Annotated in this window: 18 protein-coding genes; 15 read left to right on the top strand and 3 right to left on the bottom strand. The window is 72.1% G+C overall.

All coding sequences use genetic code 11. The features are described from left to right. Nucleotides 1-100 precede the first annotated feature (100 nt). Together OIE67_RS06770 and OIE67_RS06765 are read left to right on the top strand one after the other, a co-directional pair. Entirely contained in the window at nucleotides 101-1,597 is a 1,497-nt protein-coding gene (locus OIE67_RS06770; protein WP_106233875.1) for an alpha/beta hydrolase, read from the top strand. Nucleotides 1,598-1,607: 10 nt separating this feature from the next. After that, complete coding sequence (locus tag OIE67_RS06765; protein WP_326637690.1) at nucleotides 1,608-2,345, top strand: maleylpyruvate isomerase family mycothiol-dependent enzyme; 738 nt, start codon at nucleotides 1,608-1,610, stop codon at nucleotides 2,343-2,345. A 448-nt stretch (nucleotides 2,346-2,793) separates the two neighbouring features. On the opposite strand, the gene OIE67_RS06760 is transcribed toward OIE67_RS06765, so the two are convergent. Then, nucleotides 2,794-3,525, bottom strand: coding sequence for a helix-turn-helix transcriptional regulator (locus tag OIE67_RS06760; protein ID WP_106233871.1), 732 nt, complete (start codon nucleotides 3,523-3,525; stop codon nucleotides 2,794-2,796). Nucleotides 3,526-3,720: 195 nt separating this feature from the next. Then, the gene (locus OIE67_RS06755; RefSeq protein ID WP_326637687.1) at nucleotides 3,721-4,755 is read right to left on the bottom strand and encodes a PHP domain-containing protein; all 1,035 of its coding nucleotides are present in this window, start codon (nucleotides 4,753-4,755) and stop codon (nucleotides 3,721-3,723) included. A gap of 102 nt (nucleotides 4,756-4,857) precedes the next feature. Here OIE67_RS06755 and OIE67_RS06750 point away from each other — a divergent pair, with 102 nt between their 5' ends. The 9 genes from OIE67_RS06750 (at nucleotide 4,858) to OIE67_RS06710 (ending at nucleotide 13,198) form a co-directional block, all read left to right on the top strand. Further along, entirely contained in the window at nucleotides 4,858-5,370 is a 513-nt protein-coding gene (locus OIE67_RS06750) for a hypothetical protein (RefSeq protein WP_326637685.1), read from the top strand. 1 nt (nucleotide 5,371) lies between these two features. After that, nucleotides 5,372-6,517, top strand: coding sequence for a glutathionylspermidine synthase family protein (locus tag OIE67_RS06745; protein WP_326637683.1), 1,146 nt, complete (start codon nucleotides 5,372-5,374; stop codon nucleotides 6,515-6,517). Nucleotides 6,518-6,557: 40 nt separating this feature from the next. Beyond that, entirely contained in the window at nucleotides 6,558-6,989 is a 432-nt protein-coding gene (locus tag OIE67_RS06740) for a DUF350 domain-containing protein (protein ID WP_106233868.1), read from the top strand. Nucleotides 6,990-7,102: 113 nt separating this feature from the next. Beyond that, on the top strand, nucleotides 7,103-8,221 hold the full coding sequence (locus tag OIE67_RS06735) for a PucR family transcriptional regulator (RefSeq protein ID WP_181306948.1): 1,119 nt from the start codon (nucleotides 7,103-7,105) through the stop codon (nucleotides 8,219-8,221). A gap of 103 nt (nucleotides 8,222-8,324) precedes the next feature. After that, nucleotides 8,325-9,221: an ACP S-malonyltransferase gene (locus tag OIE67_RS06730; RefSeq protein ID WP_326637680.1), complete on the top strand. Its 897-nt coding sequence runs from the start codon at nucleotides 8,325-8,327 to the stop codon at nucleotides 9,219-9,221. Nucleotides 9,222-9,223: 2 nt separating this feature from the next. After that, nucleotides 9,224-10,174, top strand: coding sequence for a beta-ketoacyl-ACP synthase III (locus tag OIE67_RS06725; RefSeq protein ID WP_326645240.1), 951 nt, complete (start codon nucleotides 9,224-9,226; stop codon nucleotides 10,172-10,174). Between the two features lie 73 nt (nucleotides 10,175-10,247). Continuing rightward, nucleotides 10,248-10,487 carry an acyl carrier protein gene (locus tag OIE67_RS06720; protein ID WP_106233862.1) on the top strand — a complete coding sequence of 80 codons (240 nt, stop codon included), beginning with the start codon at nucleotides 10,248-10,250 and terminating at the stop codon, nucleotides 10,485-10,487. A 53-nt stretch (nucleotides 10,488-10,540) separates the two neighbouring features. Next, nucleotides 10,541-11,773, top strand: a complete 1,233-nt coding sequence (gene fabF, locus OIE67_RS06715; protein WP_106233860.1) for a beta-ketoacyl-ACP synthase II — start codon at nucleotides 10,541-10,543, stop codon at nucleotides 11,771-11,773. Next, nucleotides 11,774-13,198, top strand: a complete 1,425-nt coding sequence (locus OIE67_RS06710; protein WP_326637677.1) for an acyl-CoA carboxylase subunit beta — start codon at nucleotides 11,774-11,776, stop codon at nucleotides 13,196-13,198. A gap of 217 nt (nucleotides 13,199-13,415) precedes the next feature. On the opposite strand, the gene OIE67_RS06705 is transcribed toward OIE67_RS06710, so the two are convergent. Continuing rightward, entirely contained in the window at nucleotides 13,416-13,910 is a 495-nt protein-coding gene (locus OIE67_RS06705) for a DUF3145 domain-containing protein (RefSeq protein ID WP_106233856.1), read from the bottom strand. Nucleotides 13,911-14,085: 175 nt separating this feature from the next. Here OIE67_RS06705 and OIE67_RS06700 point away from each other — a divergent pair, with 175 nt between their 5' ends. From OIE67_RS06700 to OIE67_RS06685, 4 genes are all read left to right on the top strand, one after another. Then, a complete protein-coding gene (locus OIE67_RS06700) occupies nucleotides 14,086-15,099 on the top strand; it encodes a S8 family peptidase (RefSeq protein WP_326637674.1) in 1,014 nt (337 codons plus the stop codon). Nucleotides 15,100-15,171: 72 nt separating this feature from the next. Next, entirely contained in the window at nucleotides 15,172-15,708 is a 537-nt protein-coding gene (locus OIE67_RS06695) for an RNA polymerase sigma factor (RefSeq protein ID WP_326637672.1), read from the top strand. Then, the gene (locus OIE67_RS06690) at nucleotides 15,705-16,157 is read left to right on the top strand and encodes a hypothetical protein (protein WP_106233852.1); all 453 of its coding nucleotides are present in this window, start codon (nucleotides 15,705-15,707) and stop codon (nucleotides 16,155-16,157) included. The genes OIE67_RS06695 and OIE67_RS06690 overlap by 4 nt, the downstream gene beginning before the upstream one ends. Before the next feature lie 144 nt (nucleotides 16,158-16,301). Next, nucleotides 16,302-18,752, top strand: a complete 2,451-nt coding sequence (locus tag OIE67_RS06685; RefSeq protein ID WP_326637669.1) for a CHAT domain-containing protein — start codon at nucleotides 16,302-16,304, stop codon at nucleotides 18,750-18,752. The last annotated feature ends 5 nt before the right edge of the window (nucleotides 18,753-18,757 follow it).

Genomic DNA, 18,757 nt, shown 5'->3' with positions numbered 1-18,757 from the left:
CACGTTCAGGAGGGGTACGTGCCGCCTCACCCCTATATGGTGCGGGGTCACGTATTGTGGGCACTACTTCCCCCTGAAGACTTGTGAGGGGAAGTTCGTCATGCGTCGCGTCATAGCCGCCACCCTGCTTCTGGCGGCCGCCGGCTGCTCCACCGCACCGGCCGAGCCCGCCACCGACTCCACGGCGGATCCCAGCAAGATCAGCTGGGGGCCCTGTACCGACATCCAGCGCCCGGACGGCGAGCCGCCGGCCAAGCAGGACGCCTCCGTACGGTGCGGCAAGCTCGCGGTCCCCCTCGACTACGCCAAGCCCGACGGCGAGAAGATCGACCTGGCGCTCATCAAGCTGCCGGCCACCGGCAAGGAGAAGAAGCTGGGCTCGGTGGTGTTCAACTTCGGCGGTCCGGGCGCCTCCGGCGTCGACACGCTGGACCAGGCCGCCAAGGCCCTCACCGTGCTGCGCGCCCGCTACGACCTGGTCAGCTTCGACCCGCGCGGCGTCGAGCGCAGCTCCGGCGTGCGCTGCGGCGACGGCGCCGAGATGGACCGCTTCACCTCGCTCGACACACTGCCGCCGAACGAGACCACGCACAAGGCTCTGGAGGCGGCCAACAAGCAGTTCGCCGACCTCTGCCAGCGCGAGTCCGGCAAGATCCTGCCCTACATCGGCACCGCGAACGCCTCGCGCGACATGGACCGCATCCGCGCCGCCCTGGGCGAGCCCAAGCTCAACTACGTCGGCATGTCGTACGGCACCCAGCTCGGCGGCGTCTACGCCACCCAGTTCCCCAAGAACGTGGGCCGCATGGTGCTCGACGCGCCGCTCGACCCCACGGTGACGTTCGAGCAGCGCACGATCGCGCAGACGCGCGGGTTCCAGAAGGCGTACGAGAGCTTCCTGCGCTCCTGCGTCAAGAACACCTGCGACCTCGGCAAGGACCAGGCCGCCGCGGACGCGAACGTCGGCAGGCTGATGAACCAGCTCACCACCAAGCCGCTGCAGGTCAACGGCCGCGAGCTCACCCAGGGCCTGGCCGCGACCGGCGTGGCCGCCGCGCTCTACTCCGAGCTGACCTGGCCGTTCCTGGAGCAGGCGCTCAGTGAGGCGCTGCAGGGCCGGGGCGAGGCCCTGATGTACCTGGCCGACTCCTACACCGGGCGCGCCCAGGACGGCACCTACTCCACGCAGATGACCAGCTTCCCTGCCATCACCTGCGTGGACTCCGCCGAGCGCCCCGACCCGGCCGCGCTGCGGCGCACCGAGGCGGCCGCGCTGAAGATCTCGCCGCTGTTCGGCAGCGAGGGCTCGGGCGGGCTGTGCCGGGTCTGGCCGGCCAAGGGCAGCGACGAGGCCAGGCACGTCGACGCCACCGGGTCCGCGCCGATCCTGGTCGTGGGCGGCAAGGGCGACCCGGCCACGCCGTACGAGTGGGCGCCGAAGCTGACGGCCCAGCTCAAGACCGCGACGCTGGTCACGTACGAGGGCGAGGGGCACGGGGCGTACCTGTCGGGCAGCAAGTGCATCCAGGGGCTGGTGGACTCGTTCCTGATCGACGGCAAGGTCCCGAGCAAGGGCACGAGCTGCCCGGCGGCCTAGTCTTGGCCGGGTGACGGACTACAGAGCACAGATCCAGTCGGAGACCGAGCGCCTCGCGTCCCTGGCCGGCGACCTGTCCGTCCCGGTGCCCACGTGCCCGGGATGGACGCTCGCCGAGCTGGTCACGCACGTCGGGCAGCTGCATCGCTGGGCCACGCACGTGCTGCGTGACCAGGTGCGGGAGCGCATCTGGTCGCGGCAGGTGCCCAGCGGGCTGGCCGAGGGCGCCAGCGGCGACGCGGCCTGGCTCACGGTCGGCGCCGCCGAGTTGCTGAGGACGCTGGAGAGCACCGACCCGGCCACCGAGGTGTGGTCGTGGGGGCCGGAGCAGCGGGCGTCGTGGTGGCCGCGCCGGATGTTCTTCGAGCTGGTGGTGCACCGGGCCGACGCCGAGCTCGCGCTCGGCATCGACCCGGAGATCCCGGCGGGAACCGCGGTCGACGGCGTCGAGGAACTCCTGCACAACCTGTCGTACGCCGCGTGGGTCACCCGGCGACTGGCCGGGACCGGCCTGGAGGGGGCCACGATCCACCTCCATGCCGACGACGTGGACGGCGAGTGGACCATCACGCAGGGTCCCGCCGGGAAGATCGAGTGGGCGCGCGGGCACGCCAAGGGTGACACCGCCGTCCGGGGGCCGGTGCGCGACCTGCTGCTCCTGCTCTACGGCCGCCGCTCCCCCGACGCCCTCACCGTGTACGGGGACCGCGAGCTCCTGGAGCGCTGGCTGTCCGCGGCCGCCCTCTGACCGCACCCTCGCTCCACGCCGCCCTGAATCACGCGCATCACGTCACTGCCCCAGATCACCGCCTCCACATCGCCGGCCCAGATCGCCGGCGCGATCCGGCCCAGATAGTCGGCTCGCGCCGGCGCGATCCGGTGAGGCCCTGGACGCGCCGCCGCTCGGCGATCGGCGGCGTGTCCAGGGCGCGGGTGAGCCACCTCCGGGACGTGATCCCGGACGCGGCCCTCTCGCCTGCCGGGGTGTTCGCGGGGAAGGCGCCAGTTCCCGGCCGGCGAGACAGGTCGTTCACCTGCGGCAGAAGACTCCGATGCCGCCGCGTGGCAAGTCGGCCGGGCGGCCGGTGCCGGCTCCGTCGTCGAGCACCGTATGGTCCATCGTCGTCTCCTCATTTCTCGAACAAGTCAACGATCTAACGCGTTGGCGACAACCCTATGTCGGTGTTTTCGAATCTTTAATCGAGCATCGTGCCGTGCACGACCATCTCGGGCACCTCGGCGGCGAAGCCTTCGAGCGGCCGGTCGGGGCAGCGTTCGGCGGTGACGGTGGCGGCGGCGATGCGATCGAGCCGGAAGACGCGGACGTCGTCGCGCAGCCGGCACCACGCCACGAGATACCAGAACCCGCCCCGGCCGCCCAGGAACACCCCCGGCTCCACGTCGCGCGAGGTCAGCGCGCCCTTGGCGTCGGCGTAGTCGAGCCTGAGCACCCGGCGGCGCAGCAGCGCCTCCTCGATGGCGCGCGAGATGCCCTCGCCGCCCAGCGGCCTGATCTGGTCGGCGCCCTGCTCGGGCACCAGCTTGACCAGTTGCACCCGCCGGGCCAGCTCTCTGGCCAGATCTCCCTCGGGGCCCGGCATCGCGGCCACCACCTTGCGTAACGCGCTGCGCGCCTGCCGGCCGAACGGCTGGTCGCCGGCCCGGCTGAGCGCCACCGCGATGGCCACCGCCTCGGCCGGGCTGAAGTTGAGCGGCGGAAGCGACATCTTCTTGTCGATCGCGTATCCGCCCTTGCGCCCCGGCTCGGCGTAGATGGGCACGCCCGACTCCTGCAACGCGGTGATGTCGCGCTCGATCGTGCGCACGCTCACCTCGAACCGCGCGGCGAGCTCGCGGGCGGAGCGGTGGCGGGGCGCGATGGCGCGCAGGTCCTCGACGAGCGCGTAGAGCCGGTCGGTACGGTTCACAGCCGAGACGCTACGCGGCGCCACCGACAATCGCGGGCCGCCCGGCACCCCGGGAACAGCCCCGTAACCCCGTGGCCACAGGGATCTCACGCTCCGGCGAGCGCTCAGAGCCGCTTTCTGGAGCGCGCGATCCGCCCCGCCTTTCCCTCAGCGCAACGACGGCCCATTTTTCCACGCGAACAGGAGCCTGGCCGGTCAGCCCGCCTCGCCCTTCCCCGTCCACCTGACCAGCCGGTCGAGCGGCCAGGTGTTGACGATCCGGTCCGCCTCGATGCCGCACCGGGCGGCCCGCTCGCACCCGTACCGCTGCCAGTCGAGCTGCCCGGGCGCGTGCGCGTCGGAGTCGATCGCGAACACGCACCCCATCTCGTACGCCAGCCGCATCAGCCGCTTGGGCGGGTCCAGCCGGTCCGGCCTGGAGTTGATCTCGACCGCGACCCCGAACCGCCGGCACGCCTCGAAGACCAGCTCCGCCTCGAACTCCGACTCAGGCCGCTTCGTGCCCCGCTTCCCCCCGGCCTGCACGACCCGCCCGGTGCAGTGCCCCAGCACGTCGACCAGGGGGTTCGCCACGGCGGTGACCATCCGCCTGGTCATCTCCTCGCCGCCCATCCGCAGCTTGGAGTGCACGCTGGCCACCACCACGTCGAGCCGTTCCAGCAGGTCGGGCCGCTGGTCCAGCGAGCCGTCCAGGTTGACGTCCACCTCGATCCCGGTGAGGATCCGGAACGGCGCCAGCCGTTCGTTCAGTTTGGCCACCACGTCGAGCTGCCGTTCCAACCGCTCGGCCGGCAGGCCCCTGGCCACGGTCAGGCGCGGCGAATGGTCGGTCAGCGCCCAGTACTCGTGCCCGAGCGCCATCGCCGCCTCGGCCATCTCCTCGATCGGCGAGCCTCCGTCGGACCAGTCGGAGTGGCTGTGCAGGTCGCCCTTGAGCGCGGTACGCAGCGCCGCCGTCTCCTCGTCCAGCTCCACCCCGGAGGTGGCCCGCATACGCCGCAAATACGTTGGAACCTCACCGGCGAGAGCTTCGTTGACCACCAGTGCGGTGACCTTGCCGATGCCCGGGAGGTCGCCGAGCCCGCCCGTGCGGGCCAGCCGCCCGAGCTCGTCCTCAGGCAGGTCGGCGACGACCGCCGCGGCCCGGCGGAAGGCACGCACGCGATAACCGGGCTCTCCGGCGCGCTCCAGCAGGAAGGCGATCTCGCGCAGGGCATCAACCGGATCCATGCGCTGATTCTTACCCAAACCGATGACAACAGGCAGGCAGTACGGATTGAACGCGTACGAGAGCCCCCGATAGGCTGTTCGGCCGACGAAAGCAGGAGCTAGATGGCACCACCGCCCCGCGAAGAGGCGTCCCCGCGTAAATCGTCCAAGGCCGTTCCGCTGGCCGTGCTCGGCGTCCTCTCCCTGACGCTGGTCGGCATCTGGGCGATCTCCGAGTCCGACGACGACGAGGTCACCGCGGACTGCGTCATGCTCGTAGACGACGACTTCTCCACGACCACGACCCCCACTCCCACGCCGACCCCCGCCCTGACCGCCACCGGATCCCCGACCGAATCCCCGACCGGCACCCCCACGCCGACCGCCACCACCTCCGCGCCCCCGTCCGGCAGCTACCAGGTCGTCGACGACGACTACTGCGACGACGACTCCCATCGCTACTACGGCGGTGGCCACTCCCGCGGCGCGTACGTCTGGTACTACGGCGGCACGAGGATCGGCAACCGCGTCCACCGCGGCACCACCTTCCGCCCGTCCGACGTCAACATCAGCAGCCGCACGGGCAAGTCCATCCAGCGCGGCGGGTTCGGCAGCCGCACGAGCAGCGGGAGCTGACGTGCGCCGCGAGCACCACCCGGCCAGGGACGACTGGGAGAAGACGATCGAGGGCCAGGGCCTGGCCTACCACCGGGCCGCCCATCCCGCCGGGCTGAGCCGGCCCTACTGGGACGAGTCCGTGCACTACGTCTTCTCGATGGAGGAGGTCGAGTCGCTGGAGGAGCAGGTCGAGGAGCTCCACCGCATGTGTCTCGACACCGTCGAGCACGTCGTCTCCACCGGGCGCTTCGCCGACTTCGCCCTGCCCGAATGGGTGTGGGAGGACGTGACGCGCTCGTGGGAGCGCCGCGACCCCCACGTCTACGCCCGCTTCGACCTGCGCTACGACGGCACGGGCCCGGCCAAGCTGCTGGAGTACAACGCCGACACGCCGACGGCGCTGGTGGAGTCGTCCGTCGTGCAGTGGTTCTGGCTGCAGGACGTCTTCCCCGGCGGCGACCAGTGGAACTCGGTGCACGAACGCCTCGTCGACCGCTGGCGCGCGCTGTCCCTGCCGTCCGGCCCGACCTATTTCGCCTTCACCAACATGGACGAGACGGGCGAGGAGGCCATGACGGTCGCCTACCTCCAGGAGACCGCCGAGCAGGCCGGCCTGCCGACGATGGCCATCGCCATGGAGGACATCGGCTGGGACTCGCTCAACCGCCGCTTCGCCGACCTCGGCGGGCAGATGATCCGCTCGGTGTTCAAGCTCTATCCGTGGGAGTGGATGCTGGACGACGACTTCGGCCGCCACGCCGTACGCCACTCCACCTGGATCGAGCCCCTCTGGAAGACGCTGCTGTCCAACAAGGCGCTGCTGGCGATCCTGTGGGAGCGCAACCCGGGTCATCCCAACCTGCTGCCCGCCTACCTCAACGGTCCGCGCGAGCTGACCTCCTACATCGCCAAGCCGCTGCTCGGCAGGGAGGGCGCCTCGATGCGCATCGTCACTCCGGACTCGACGCACCAGACGCCCGGCTCCTACGGTCAGGAGGGCTACGTGTTCCAGGGGTTCGAGGCCCTGCCCGTGTTCGAGGGGCAGCGGCCGGTGCTCGGCGCCTGGGTGGTCGCCGACGAGTCCGCCGGGCTCGGCATCAGGGAGACCACCGGGCTCATCACCGACGACACCTCCTCCTTCGTCCCCCATCGCATCGCCGACTGACGTCCACCCCCATGCTCACCTCCCGTGATTGGAACCCGACGTGACCCTTCTCGAAACCCTCGCCCGCGGCGCGGGAGCCATCGCCGCCTACGCCGCCGTCGGCGTGATCCTGATGATCGTCGGCTTCTACGTGATCGACTGGGCGACGCCCGGCAAGCTGAGCGAGGTCATCCGCACCGAGCGCAACCCCAACGCCACCCTGCTGGCCACCTCCGCCCTGGCCGCCGTGGGCCTGATCGTGGCCGCCTCCATCTGGGCCTCGGGCGGCCGGCTGGCCGAGGGCCTGGCGGGCACCGCGGTGTTCGGCCTGGTCGGCATCGTCGTCCAGACGGTGGCGATGCTGCTGTTCGACCGGGTCGTCGGCATCTCCGTACGCGATCTGGTCCAGGAGCGTGAGCTGCAGCCGGGCGCCCGGCTGCTGGCGGTGACCCATGTCGCGATCGGCCTGATCACCGCCGTGGCCGTGATCTAGCCCTGATCCAGACCGGCGATAACCGCCGTTCCGGTCAGCCTGAGGGACCTGGCACTCTAGAGGGCGTGACAGACCGGACCAGGGAGGACACCACGCGCAGGCTCGAGCGGGCCATGGGCTCGCTCGGCACGGCGGCAATGGCCCGCATGGACGAGCAGCTGCCGTGGTTCCGCGCCCTCAGCGCCGAGGACCGGTCGTGGGTGGGGCTCGTGGCGCAGGCCGGGATCGCCGCGTTCGTCGAGTGGTTCCAGCAGGCGGGCAAGGACACCCCCAGCATCGAGTTCTTCGGCACCGCGCCGCGTGAGCTCAAGCGGTCGATCTCGCTGCAGCAAACCGTGGACATCGTCAGGGTCGTCGTCGAGGTGGTCGAGGCGCAGGCTCACGAGCTGGCCGCCCCCGGCGGCGAGGAGCAGCTGCAGCAGGCCATGTTGCGCTACACGCGTGACGTGGCCTTCGCCGCCGCCCACGTCTACGCCCGCGAGGCCGAGGCCAGAGGCTCGTGGGACGCCCGGCTGGAGGCGCTGATCGTGGACGCCCTCGTCCGCGGCGAGGTGGACGACGGGCTGCACTCCTGGGCCGCCGCGCTCGGCTGGACCTCCTCCCCCGTGGTCGTCATCGCCGGCCACGCCCCCGACGACGACCCTCGCGCGGTCATCGACGGGCTGCGCGAGAAGGGCCGCCGTATCGGCATGGACCTGCTGGCGGGGGTGCAGGCCGACCGGCTGATCGTGATCGTCGGCGGCGCCGGCAGCGTCAACGACGCGGCCAGGCAGGTCGTGGCCCGCTTCGGCGTCGGGCCGATCGTGATCGGTCCCGAGGTGCCCGACCTGCACGCCGCCGCCAGGTCGGCCAGGGCCGCGCTCGCCGGGCTCAAGGCGTCCTGCGGCTGGCCGGACGCGCCCAGGCCGGTGCACGCCGAGGACCTGCTGGCCGAACGGGCGCTCGACGGCGACCTCGACGCCAGGGAGCAGCTCATCGAGAACGTCTACCTGCCGCTGGCGGGCACGCCGCTGCTCGACACGCTGGCCACGTACCTGGAGCAGGGCACCTCGCTGGAGGCGACGGCGCGGCTGTTGTTCGTGCACCCCAACACCGTGCGCTACCGGCTCAAGAAGATCACCGAGCTGACCGGCTACCAGCCGACCGAGGGCAGGTCCGCCTTCACCCTGCAGGTGGGCCTCATCCTGGGCCGGCTCTCGGAAAGTGCCGTAACCTGGCGTGCTCTAACGTAATGCCGCCGAAATCCCCACTGTAGGGTTCCTACAAATCACCCCGGACAAAGTTCGTACGGATCTCCATCCGCGTGTCGGAGTTCTACAGGGCAAGGTGGATTTTGTGCTTGTACTCGTCGCCCCGGGCCAAGGTGCCCAAACACCGGGCTTCCTGACACCCTGGCTTGAGCTGCCCGGTCTGGCCGACAGACTCGGCGCCTGGTCGGAGGTCGTCGGGCTCGATCTGGTCTCCTACGGCACCACGGCCGACGCCGACGAGATCCGCGACACCGCCGTCGCGCAGCCCCTGCTCGTGGCCGCCGCGCTGGCCTCCGCGGAGGCCCTCGGCGCGGCCCCCGACGTGCTGGCCGGCCACAGCGTCGGCGAGTTCGCCGCCGCCGCCCTGGCCGGTGTGATCACGCCGGAGCAGGCGCTCGGCCTGGTCCGCGACCGCGCCCAGGCCATGGCCAAGGCCGCCGCCGTCACCGAGACCGGGATGACCGCCGTGCTCGGCGGCGTCGAGGAAGAGGTGCTGGCCGCCCTGGACAAGCACGGCCTGACCCCCGCCAACATCAACGGCGCCGGTCAGATCGTGGCGGGCGGCACGCTGGAGCAGCTGGCGGCGTTCAAGGAAGAACCGCCCGCCCGCGCCCGCCTCATCCCGCTGTCCGTCGCGGGCGCCTTCCACACCTCCCACATGGCTCCGGCCGTGGAGAGCCTGCGCGAGGCCGCCGCCGGCGTCGTGCCCGCCGACCCGGCGATCACGCTGCTGTCCAATGCCGACGGGCAGGCGGTCGCCGCCGGCGCCGACTTCGTCCAGCGGCTGGTCAAGCAGGTCAGCAGCCCCGTCCGGTGGGACGCCTGCATGGAGACCATGGCCGGGCTCGGCGTCACGAGGATGATCGAGCTGCTGCCCGGCGGCACGCTGACCGGTCTGGCCAGGCGCGGTCTGCGCGGGGTCCAGACCGTGGCGCTGAAGACCCCAGACGACCTCGACGCGGCCAGGGAGCTGATCAAGTGAAGATGCCCGACATCGCCCCCGGCAGCAAGGTGCTGGCCCTCGGCCACTACCAGCCCGCCAACGTGGTCACCAACGACGACCTGGCCAAGACCATCGACACCAACGACGAGTGGATCCAGTCACGGGTCGGCATCAAGGAGCGCCGGATCGCCCCCGACGGCGAGTCGGTCGAGGACATGGCCGCCATCGCCGGAGGCAAGGCGCTGGCCGCCAGCGGCCTGTCCCCCGACGACATCGACCTGGTCATCGTGGCCACCTGCACGCTCGAGACGCAGATCCCCAACGCCGCCGCCGTCGTGGCGCACCGCATGGGCATCAACTCCCCCGGCGCGTTCGACGTCAACGCGGCCTGCGCCGGGTTCTGCTACGCCCTCGGCACCGCCAACGCGGCCGTGCGCGCGGGAGCGGCCAGAAACGCGCTGGTCATCGGCGCGGAGAAGCTGTCGCAGTGGATCGACTGGACCGACAGGTCGACCGCGGTGATCTTCGCCGACGGCGCCGGAGCCGCCGTGGTCGGCCCGTCCGATACGCCCGGCATCGGCCCCGTGGTCTGGGGCAGTTCCGGTGACAAGGCCGACGCGATCAGCATCAAGGACCGCAACGACCACCTCTACCAGGAGGGCCAGACGGTCTTCCGGTGGGCGACCACCGCGCTGCACCCGGTGGCGCTCGAAGCCTGCTCCAGGGCGGGCGTCGACCCGGCCGAGCTGGCCGCCTTCGTGCCGCACCAGGCCAACCTGCGCATCATCGAGTCCATCGCCCGTAAACTGGGCGCCGACAAGGCCGTCATCGCCCGTGACATCGTCACCGCGGGCAACACCTCGGCCGCCTCCATCCCGCTGGCGCTCTCGCGCATGCTGGAGCGTGGCGAGGTTCGCTCGGGTGACCTGGCACTGGTGCTCGGTTTCGGCGCGGGTCTGACCTACGCCGGTCAAGTGATCGAGATTCCCTAGAATCCGCTCGCTTCTTCATGCTTGCGCGGCGCCGTCCGCGCAGAACCCAGAAAACCAAAGGAGAACTAGCGACATGGCTGCCACCGAGCAGGACATCCTCGAGGGCCTCGGCAAGATCATCAACGAGATCACGGGCATTCCGGCCTCCGAGGTGACCCCCGAGAAGAACTTCGTGGACGACCTCGACATCGACTCCCTGTCCATGGTCGAGATCGCCGTGGCCGCCCAGGACGAGTTCGGCGTCGAGATCCCCGACGACCAGCTCAAGAACCTGAAGACGGTCAAGGACGTCCTCACCTACATCCAGAACTGAGCGACGCGGGTCCCGTCCACCACAACTGACCATCTAGCAAGGAGCGCGAAAACGTGAGTGCGAACCGGGTACGTGTCGTCGTCACCGGGCTTGGCGCGACGACGCCCGTCGGTGGAGACGTCACCTCGACCTGGACGGCGCTCCTAGCCGGTCAGTCGGGTGTCGAGACCCTCACCACGGACTGGATCGACACCGTCCCCGTGAAGTTCGCGGGGACGGCCGCGGTCGATCCGGCCGGGGTGTTGCCCCGGCCCGAGGCCCGCCGGCTCGACCGCAGCGAACAGTTCGCCCTGGTCGCCTCCAGGGAGGCCTGGCAGGACGCCGGCGCCCCCGAGGTGGCGCCGGAGCGGCTGGGCGTCGTGGTCTCCAGCGGCATCGGCGGCATCTCGACGACGCTCACGGCGTACGACACCTATCGCGAGCGCGGCTGGAACCGGCTCTCGCCCTTCACCGTGCCGATGCTCATGCCCAACGGCCCGGCCGCCTGGATCGGTCTCGACCTGGGCGCCCAGGCGGGTGTGCACGCCACGGTGTCGGCGTGCGCGTCCGGCGCCGAGGCCATCGGCTACGCGATGGACATGATCAGGGCCGGTCGCGCCGACGTCGTCGTCGCCGGCGGCACCGAGGCCGCCATCCACGGCCTCAACATGGCGGCCTTCGCCGCCGCGCGGGCCATGTCGCAGCGCAACGACGACCCGCAGGGCGCCTCACGCCCGTGGGACCGCGACCGCGACGGCTTCGTCCTCGGCGAGGGCGCCGGCATCGTGGTCCTGGAGTCGGAAGAGCACGCCAGGGCGCGCGGCGCGCGCGTCTACGCCTACTGCTCGGGCATCGGCTACTCCGCCGACGCCCACCACATCACCCAGCCCGAGCCCGAGGGCCGGGGCCAGATCATGGCGATGACGCAGGCGCTCACCGACGCCGACATCACCGGGCTCGACGTCAAGCACGTCAACGCGCACGCCACCTCGACTCCCGCCGGTGACGTCGGCGAGGTGCAGGCGGTGGCCAAGGCCATCGGCAACCACCCGCTGGTCACCTCGACCAAGTCCATGACCGGCCACCTGCTCGGCGGCGCGGGCGGCATCGAGTCCGTCTTCACGATCAAGGCTCTGCAGGAGCGGATCGTCCCGCGCACGATCAACATCGACAACCTCGACGACGGCATCGACGTGGACCTCGTCTACGGCGCGAACCGCACGCTGCCGGCGGGCGATATCGCCGCGGTCAACAACTCGTTCGGATTCGGCGGGCACAACGTGGCCGTCGTGTTTAAGGGGGCATGAATGACCGTGCTCGACAATCGGGTGGTGAGCGACGGCTCCGAACAGGAGCCCCTCGATCCCCGGCATCCAGTCGTCCGCATGACGGCGCTCCTCGACGAGGGCTCGCTGCGGCTGATCACTCCTGAGGACAAGAGCGGCGTCATGGCCGCCATGGGCCGGGTCGAGGGCGTTCCCGTCGTCGTCTTCTGCAGCGACGCCCGCTTCCAGGGCGGCGCGATGGGCAGCGAGGGCTGCGAGCACATCGTGCACGCCTACGACGTGGCGGTCCGCGAGCGGGTGCCGGTCATCGGCATCTGGCACTCCGGCGGCGCGCGCATCCCCGAGGGCGTCGAGTCGCTGCACGCGGTCGGCCGCGTCTTCGCCGCCATGACCAAGGCGTCCGGCGTGGTGCCGCAGATCTCCGTGGTCGTCGGCCCCGCCGCCGGCGGCGCCGCCTACGGGCCCGCGCTCACCGACCTGGTCATCCTGGCCGACTCCGGCCGCATCTTCGTCACCGGTCCCGACGTCGTGCGCAGCGTCACCGGCGAGAACGTCGACAGCGCCTCCCTGGGCGGCCCCGAGCCGCACAGCAAGCGCAGCGGCGTCGTGCACATCGTGACCAAGTCCGAGACCGACGCCTTCGTCCGGGCCCGCCAGCTCGCCACGCTGCTCGGCCACCAGGGCCGGGTGCGCACGGGCAAGGTGGAGGAGGTCGACTTCTCCACTCTGCTGCCCGAGTCCGCGCGCCGGGCATACGACGTCAAGCCGCTGGTCAACGGCCTGCTCGACGAGCCCGGTCTTGAGCTGCACCCCAAGTGGGCGCCCAACATCGTGACCACGCTCGGCCGTCTCGGCGGCCGGACGGTCGGCGTCATCGCCAACAACCCGATGCGACTGGGCGGCTGCCTCGACGCCACGTCCGCCGAGAAAGCTGCCCGCTTCGTACGTATGTGTGACGCTTTCGGGGTGCCGTTGGTTGTCCTGGTGGACGTTCCCGGTTATCTGCCGGGCGTCGGGCAGGAGCACGACGGCGTGGTCCGGCGCGGGGCCAAGCTGCTGCACGCCTTCGCCGAGGCGTCGGTGCCGCGGGTCACGCTGGTCACGCGCAAGGCGTACGGCGGGGCGTACATCGCGATGAACTCCCGCGCCCTCGGCGCGACCAAGGTGTTCGCCTGGCCGACCACCGAGGTGGCGGTCATGGGCGCGGTGGCCGCGGTGCGCATCCTCAAGCGGCGCGAACTCGCCGCCGCGTCCGAGGACGAGCGGGCCGAACTGGAGCAGCGCCTGGCCGAGGAGCACACCAAGCTCGCCGGCGGCCTGGAGCGGGCGCAGGAGCTGGGGGTCATCGACGAGGTGATCAAGCCCGCGGAGACCCGCGGCGCCATCGCCAAGGTCCTCGCCCAGGCCACCCCCGCCAGGGGCGCCCACGGGAACATCCCGCTGTAACACGTCTTACACCGCTCGGGCCCGCACCTGTTCACCAGGTGCGGGCCCTTCGGCTGTCGGGGCACGGTCTTTCGGGCGTGGACGGTCGGACTCGGGAGGTCGGGGACGGTCCAGTGGGCGGCCGGGTGCCACGCGGCGCGGCGGCCTCGACCGGGACGCCCAGCGTGGAGCAGCGGCCTCGACCGGGACGCCCGGCGTGGAGCGGCGGCAGGCCAGGTCAGACGGCCGCGTGCAGCCAGCGGACCGGTGCGCCGTCGCCGGCGTACCGGAACGGCTCAAGCTCCTCGTCCCATGGTCTGCCGAGCATCTTGTCCAGCTCGTCCTCCAGCACGCACCGCCCCTGCGCCGCCGTCATCATCGCGGCGCGGAGCCGGTCCTCGGGGATCATGATGTCGCCGGCGACGCCGATGACCGCCGTGAAGGCGCCGAGCGTCGGCGTGTAGGCATGCCGGGAGCCGTCGACGCCCGGTGAGGCGTCCTCGGTGATCTCGAATCTCAGGCGCTGCCAGCCCATGAGGGAGGAGGCGATGGCCGCCGCGATGCCGGCGCGCCCCTCCCACTCCGCCTGTGCGCGCACGACGTTGGGCGCGGCGGGCTGCGGAGTCCACGTCAGGTCTACGGGCACGCCAAGGACACCCGCGACTGCCCATTCGATGTGAGGGCACAGCGCGGGCTGAGCCGAGTGGACGTAAAGGACGCCACGAGCAGACACCGGACCTCCCGTTTCGGTACGAGGTGCGCCTTCCCCAACGGCCTCGTATCGGGATGATCACAAGTGACTAGGGAGAGACTACCGTCGGTCGCAATCCGACACCAGAGGGGGGCCATACCAAGTTGGTGCGGGAGTGGCGGGTGACAGTTCGCCCACGGCGGAAAGATACCCGCTCATGGAAATCCAATCTGTCGGCGAGGCGTACATCCGCCCAGGTCAGGTCCTGACCGACCGGACCTCCCTCGCCGCCGTGTCCCGCTGGACCCAGGCGGTCTCGGAGGCGGACGGAGTCTGCGTCGTCCATCTGACTCCCGGCGCCGACCCCTGCGAGGTCACCGCCGAACTCCGCGACCAGGGCCTGCGGGCCTCCCCCAACCACGTCCTGCGCGGCCAGCCCCTGTTCTTCGGCGGCCCCGCGTCCCGGCCCTTCCCCACCGAGCCGATCGGCCACAGACGGGCCAGATCCCGCTCCGACGTCGTCGTGGGCCTGCTGGACACCGGCGTGGCCAAGCATCCGTGGTGGTCCGGCAGCGACTGGTACGCCCGCCTCTCCCCCGAGGACGCGGACGCCGCCGAGGGCTCGCAGGCGGGACACGGCACGTTTCTCGCGGGCCTGCTGACCCGCCTGGCGCCCGGCGCGTCGCTGAGCGTGCGCCGGGTGCTGGACAGCGACGGCCTCGGCGACGAGGCGAGCATCGTGCGCGCCCTCAACCGCCTGCGTGAGCGCCCCCCGCAGGTGCTCAACCTCTCCTTCGGCGGCCACACCTTCGACGACCGGCCGCCGCCCCTCCTGTCGGACGCCATCGCCGGCCTGACGAACACGGTGACCGTGGCCTGCGCCGGCAACACCGCCTCCGACCGGCCGTTCTGGCCCGCCGCGCTGCCGTTCGTGGTCGGCGTGGCGGCCGTGGACGCCGGCGAACGGCACCGGGCGCCCTACTCCGGGTACGGCACCTGGGTGGACGCGTGCGCCAGGGGCGACTGGCTGACCAGCAGCTTCCTGGACACCGGCGAGTACGGCGGTTACGCGGCGTGGAGCGGCACGTCGTTCGCCACGGCGCTGGTCGCCGGGACCATCGCCGACGCCGCCGCCCGCGAGCCCGCCAAGGAGTGGATCAGGCGTGTCCTCGACTCCGGGGAGACCCGCGAAATTGCCGATCTGGGGGTTCTCTTCCCGGCGAGTCTGTAGAGTTTACGCACAGTCCCCGGTCAATCACGAGGAGGCATGATCGCCTTTCCGTGCCGGTGGAAAGGAGGCCGTATGCGTGATCCCCGCGAGCCGGCGGAGCTGCTGACGGCCGCCGCCGACGGCGACAGTTCGGCCTGGGACGAGCTCGAACACCGCTTCGGGCCACGCATGTGGGCGGTGGCCCGCGCGTGCGGCCTGGGCCCGGCGGACGCGGCGGACGCCGTCCAGGGCGCCTGGCTCCGCCTGCTCCAGCATCTCCACGACCTGCGGGATCCGGCGAGGGTGGGCGGCTGGCTCGCCACGACCGTGCGCCGCGAGGCCCTGCTGATGCTGCGCAAGGAACGGCTGGGCGCCTCGTCGTTCGAGGTCGCCGACGATCCCGACCCCGCCGCGGCCGTCCTGGAGGCGGACGGCCGCCGCACGCTCTGGCAGTCGGTCTCCGCGCTGCACGAACCCTGCCGCTCCCTCCTCCAGCTGGTCGCCATCGATCTGGGAAACCAGCAGGTGGCGGCCCGGCTCGGACTGCCCACGGGCAGCGTCGGCCCGACCAAGGCCCGTTGCCTGGAAAAACTGCGCACCCTGCTCTCACTACAGGAGACAGCGCAATGATCAACGACGAATACTTTCTCGCGGCCCTCCGGCTGAGCTCGGGCAACGACCCGATCCCCGGCCAGGTGTCCGCGGCCGCCCGCGACGCCTATCGGCTCCGGGTCCCGCGGGCGGTGACCGCCGCCTACGCCGAGTCCGCCACGATCCGCAGCGTCCGCGACGACGACAGCTCCCATCTGGTGCGCTTCGTCGCGGCCGGGCTCACCTTCGACCTGGAGGTGACCGAGGGCGACGGGCTCATCGACGTGGCCGGGCACATCTCCCCCTACCCGGGAGAGGGGGCGCTCGTCGACGTGAGATCACCGCACATGACCCTCACCCGGCGCATCGGCGACACCGGCCACTTCGTCGCCACCGGGCTGCCGCCCGGCTGGCTCAGCATCGTGTGCCACCGGCCCGGTCACGCGCCCATCCAGACGGCCTGGGTACGCATCCGTCCCTGCCCCTGATCCGTTGATCCATCGCCGTACGGCCGGGGAGGCCGCGCCCCTTCTCCCGGTCGTCTTCCGACCGAGACCGACATGAGCGCGTCACGGCACGAACAGGCCCCGTCAGGCGACCTCCCTCCGCTCGTCACGGCGGCGGAGGCCGCGATGACGCGGTCGCTGGTCGATCCCGACCACGCCCTGCGCGCGGCCCGCGTCGTCCTGGCGGCCGCCCGCCGTACCGGATGTGCGGAGGCGGTGGCCGTGGCCCTGCGGGCGATGGCGCTGGCCTCCCGCGAGCTGGGCGACCTCGCCGCCGCCGAGCAGCACCTCCGCGCGGCCATCGGCACCCGCGGCGCCCCGCCGCACCGGATCGCGCAGGCCCGGCTGTCCCTCGTCACCGTACGCACCGAGCGCGGCCATCCGCTGCAGGCCCTCCGTGTGGCCGCCCTGGCCTGGGCCTACCTGCCCCCGCTGGATCGGGCCAAGCTGGACACCCAGCGCGCCGTGGCCCTCGGGCACCTCGGCCGCCACGAGGAGGCCATCGCCGCCTGCGACCGCGCGCTGCGCGCCCTCGTGGACGCGCCCGGCACGATCGACGACCGCAGGTTCCTGGCGGGCGGGCTGCTCAACCGCGGGCTCATCCACTCCTACCGGGGCGACTGGGACGCCGCCCTGCGTGACCTGTCCGCCTGCCTGCGCATCGCCCACCAGGCCGGGCTGGCGCACCTGGCCCGCCTGTCCGCGGCCAACCTGCCCTTCCTCGCGGTCCGCCGGGGCGACCTGGCGGCGGCGTTCAAGCACTACCGCGAGGCCGAGGACACCCTGCTCGGCTTCCCCGAGCGGCTGGCCACCATGCGGGCCGACTTCGCCGGGGCATTGCTCGCCGCGCACCTGCCGGGCGAGGCCAGGGCCATGCTGAGCCTGGCCGTACCCGACCTGGAGGCGTCGGACGCCCACGTGGCGCTGGCCGAGGCGCGGCTGAAGCTGGCCCAGGTGGAGCTGCTGACCGGAGACCCGCACCGGGCCAGGCAGGTGGCCGAGCAGGCCGCCCGCGAGCTGGCCGGCCAGGAGCGGACGTCGTGGCTGCCGCTGGCCGCCGAGGTCGTCCTGCGCGCCCGGCTGGCTCTCGAACCCGTCACCCCCGAGCTGGTCGCCGAGCTGATCGCGTGCGCGGACGAGCAGGAGGCAGGGCTCACCCACCGGGCCGGAGCGGCGGCGCTGCGGCTGGCGGCGGCCGAGGCGGCGCTCACCGTCGGCGACCAGGTGACGGCCCGCGCGCAGCTGGACCGGCTCACGCGCGACGCCGTGCGCGAGCGCCGGACGCCCGCCGGCAGCCGGCCGGCCTCGCTCGCGTCCGAGCCGGAGGCGCGGCGGCTCGGGCAGGCGGCGCAGATCCCCGTCCAGGTGCGCCAGCACGCGCTCGCCCTGCGGGCGGCGCTGCGGGAGGACGTCGCCGGGGCCTTCCGGGCGGTCCGCGACGGGCTGGCGGAGGTGAGCGGGCGGGTGGAGGCGTTCGAGGACCCGTCGCTGCGCGCCCATGCGGCCAGGGCCGGGGAGCGGCTGGCGGCCTACGGGCTGGAGCTGGCGGTCCGCGACGGGTGCGCCGAGGAGGTGTTCGAGTGGGCCGAGCGGTGGCGGGCCGTGGCCGCTCCCGCGCACGCCCGCGCCCTGACCGACCCCGGCCTCGTCCGCGCCGAGCTGGGGGACGGCGCCCTGGTCGAGTACGTGGCCGACCGGGACGCGCTGCTGGCCGTGGTCGTGACCGCCGAACGCCTGGCGCTGCGCCGGCTGGGCGGCGTGCACCAGGTCAAGGAGGCGATCGTGCGGTTGCGCTACGCCCTGCGCCGGCATGGCTGCCCCGGCGACGTGGAGGCCGCGGCCACGGAGCTCGAACGGCTGGTGCTGCTGCCTCTGGCGGCCGAGCTGGGTGACCGGCCGCTGGTGGTGGTGCCGGTGGGCGCGCTGCACACACTGCCGTGGGCCGCGCTGCCCTGCCTGCGTGAGCGGCCGGTCAACGTGGCGTCCGGGGCGACCGCCTGGCTGCGGGCCCGCTGGTCGCGCGGCCCGCGCCCGGACGCCTCGCCGCTGGTGTCGGCCGCGGCCGGGCCCGCGCTGGCCCACGCGCAGGGCGAGGTCGCGCACGTGCTGGGCTGCCATCCCCGCGCTCGGCAGGTGCCGGGACGCGTCGCGCCGGTGCTGGAGGCGCTGGCGACTGCCGACGTGGTGCACCTGGCGGCGCACGGCATGTTCCACGCGCGCAGCCCGCTGGTGTCGGGGATCACCCTGGAGGACGGGTCACTGATGGCGTACGACCTGCTGGACCTCACGCGCTCGGCCGGGCTCGTGGTGCTGTCGGCCTGCAACTCCGGGATGTCGCGTACGCCGATGGAGGGGACGCCGCTCGGGTTGCCCGGGACGTTCCTAGCCAAAGGGGCGTCCTGTGTGATCGCCGGGATGGTGCCCGTGGGGGACGAGACGGCCAGGGCGATGATGAGCGCGTTCCACGAGCTGCTGGCGGCGGGGCAGCCGCCGGACGCGGCACTGGCGTGCGCGGCGGCGAAGACCGGCGAGTACGGCTTCACCTGCTTCGGCGCCGGCGACCAGCCCCTCTACTGAGGATC

Origin of the sequence: Nonomuraea fuscirosea (genome assembly GCF_035917475.1) — a bacterium.
GTDB lineage: Bacteria > Actinomycetota > Actinomycetes > Streptosporangiales > Streptosporangiaceae > Nonomuraea > Nonomuraea fuscirosea.
Note: the sequence above shows the minus strand (reverse complement) of the source record. Positions and strands in the feature narration are given on the sequence as shown.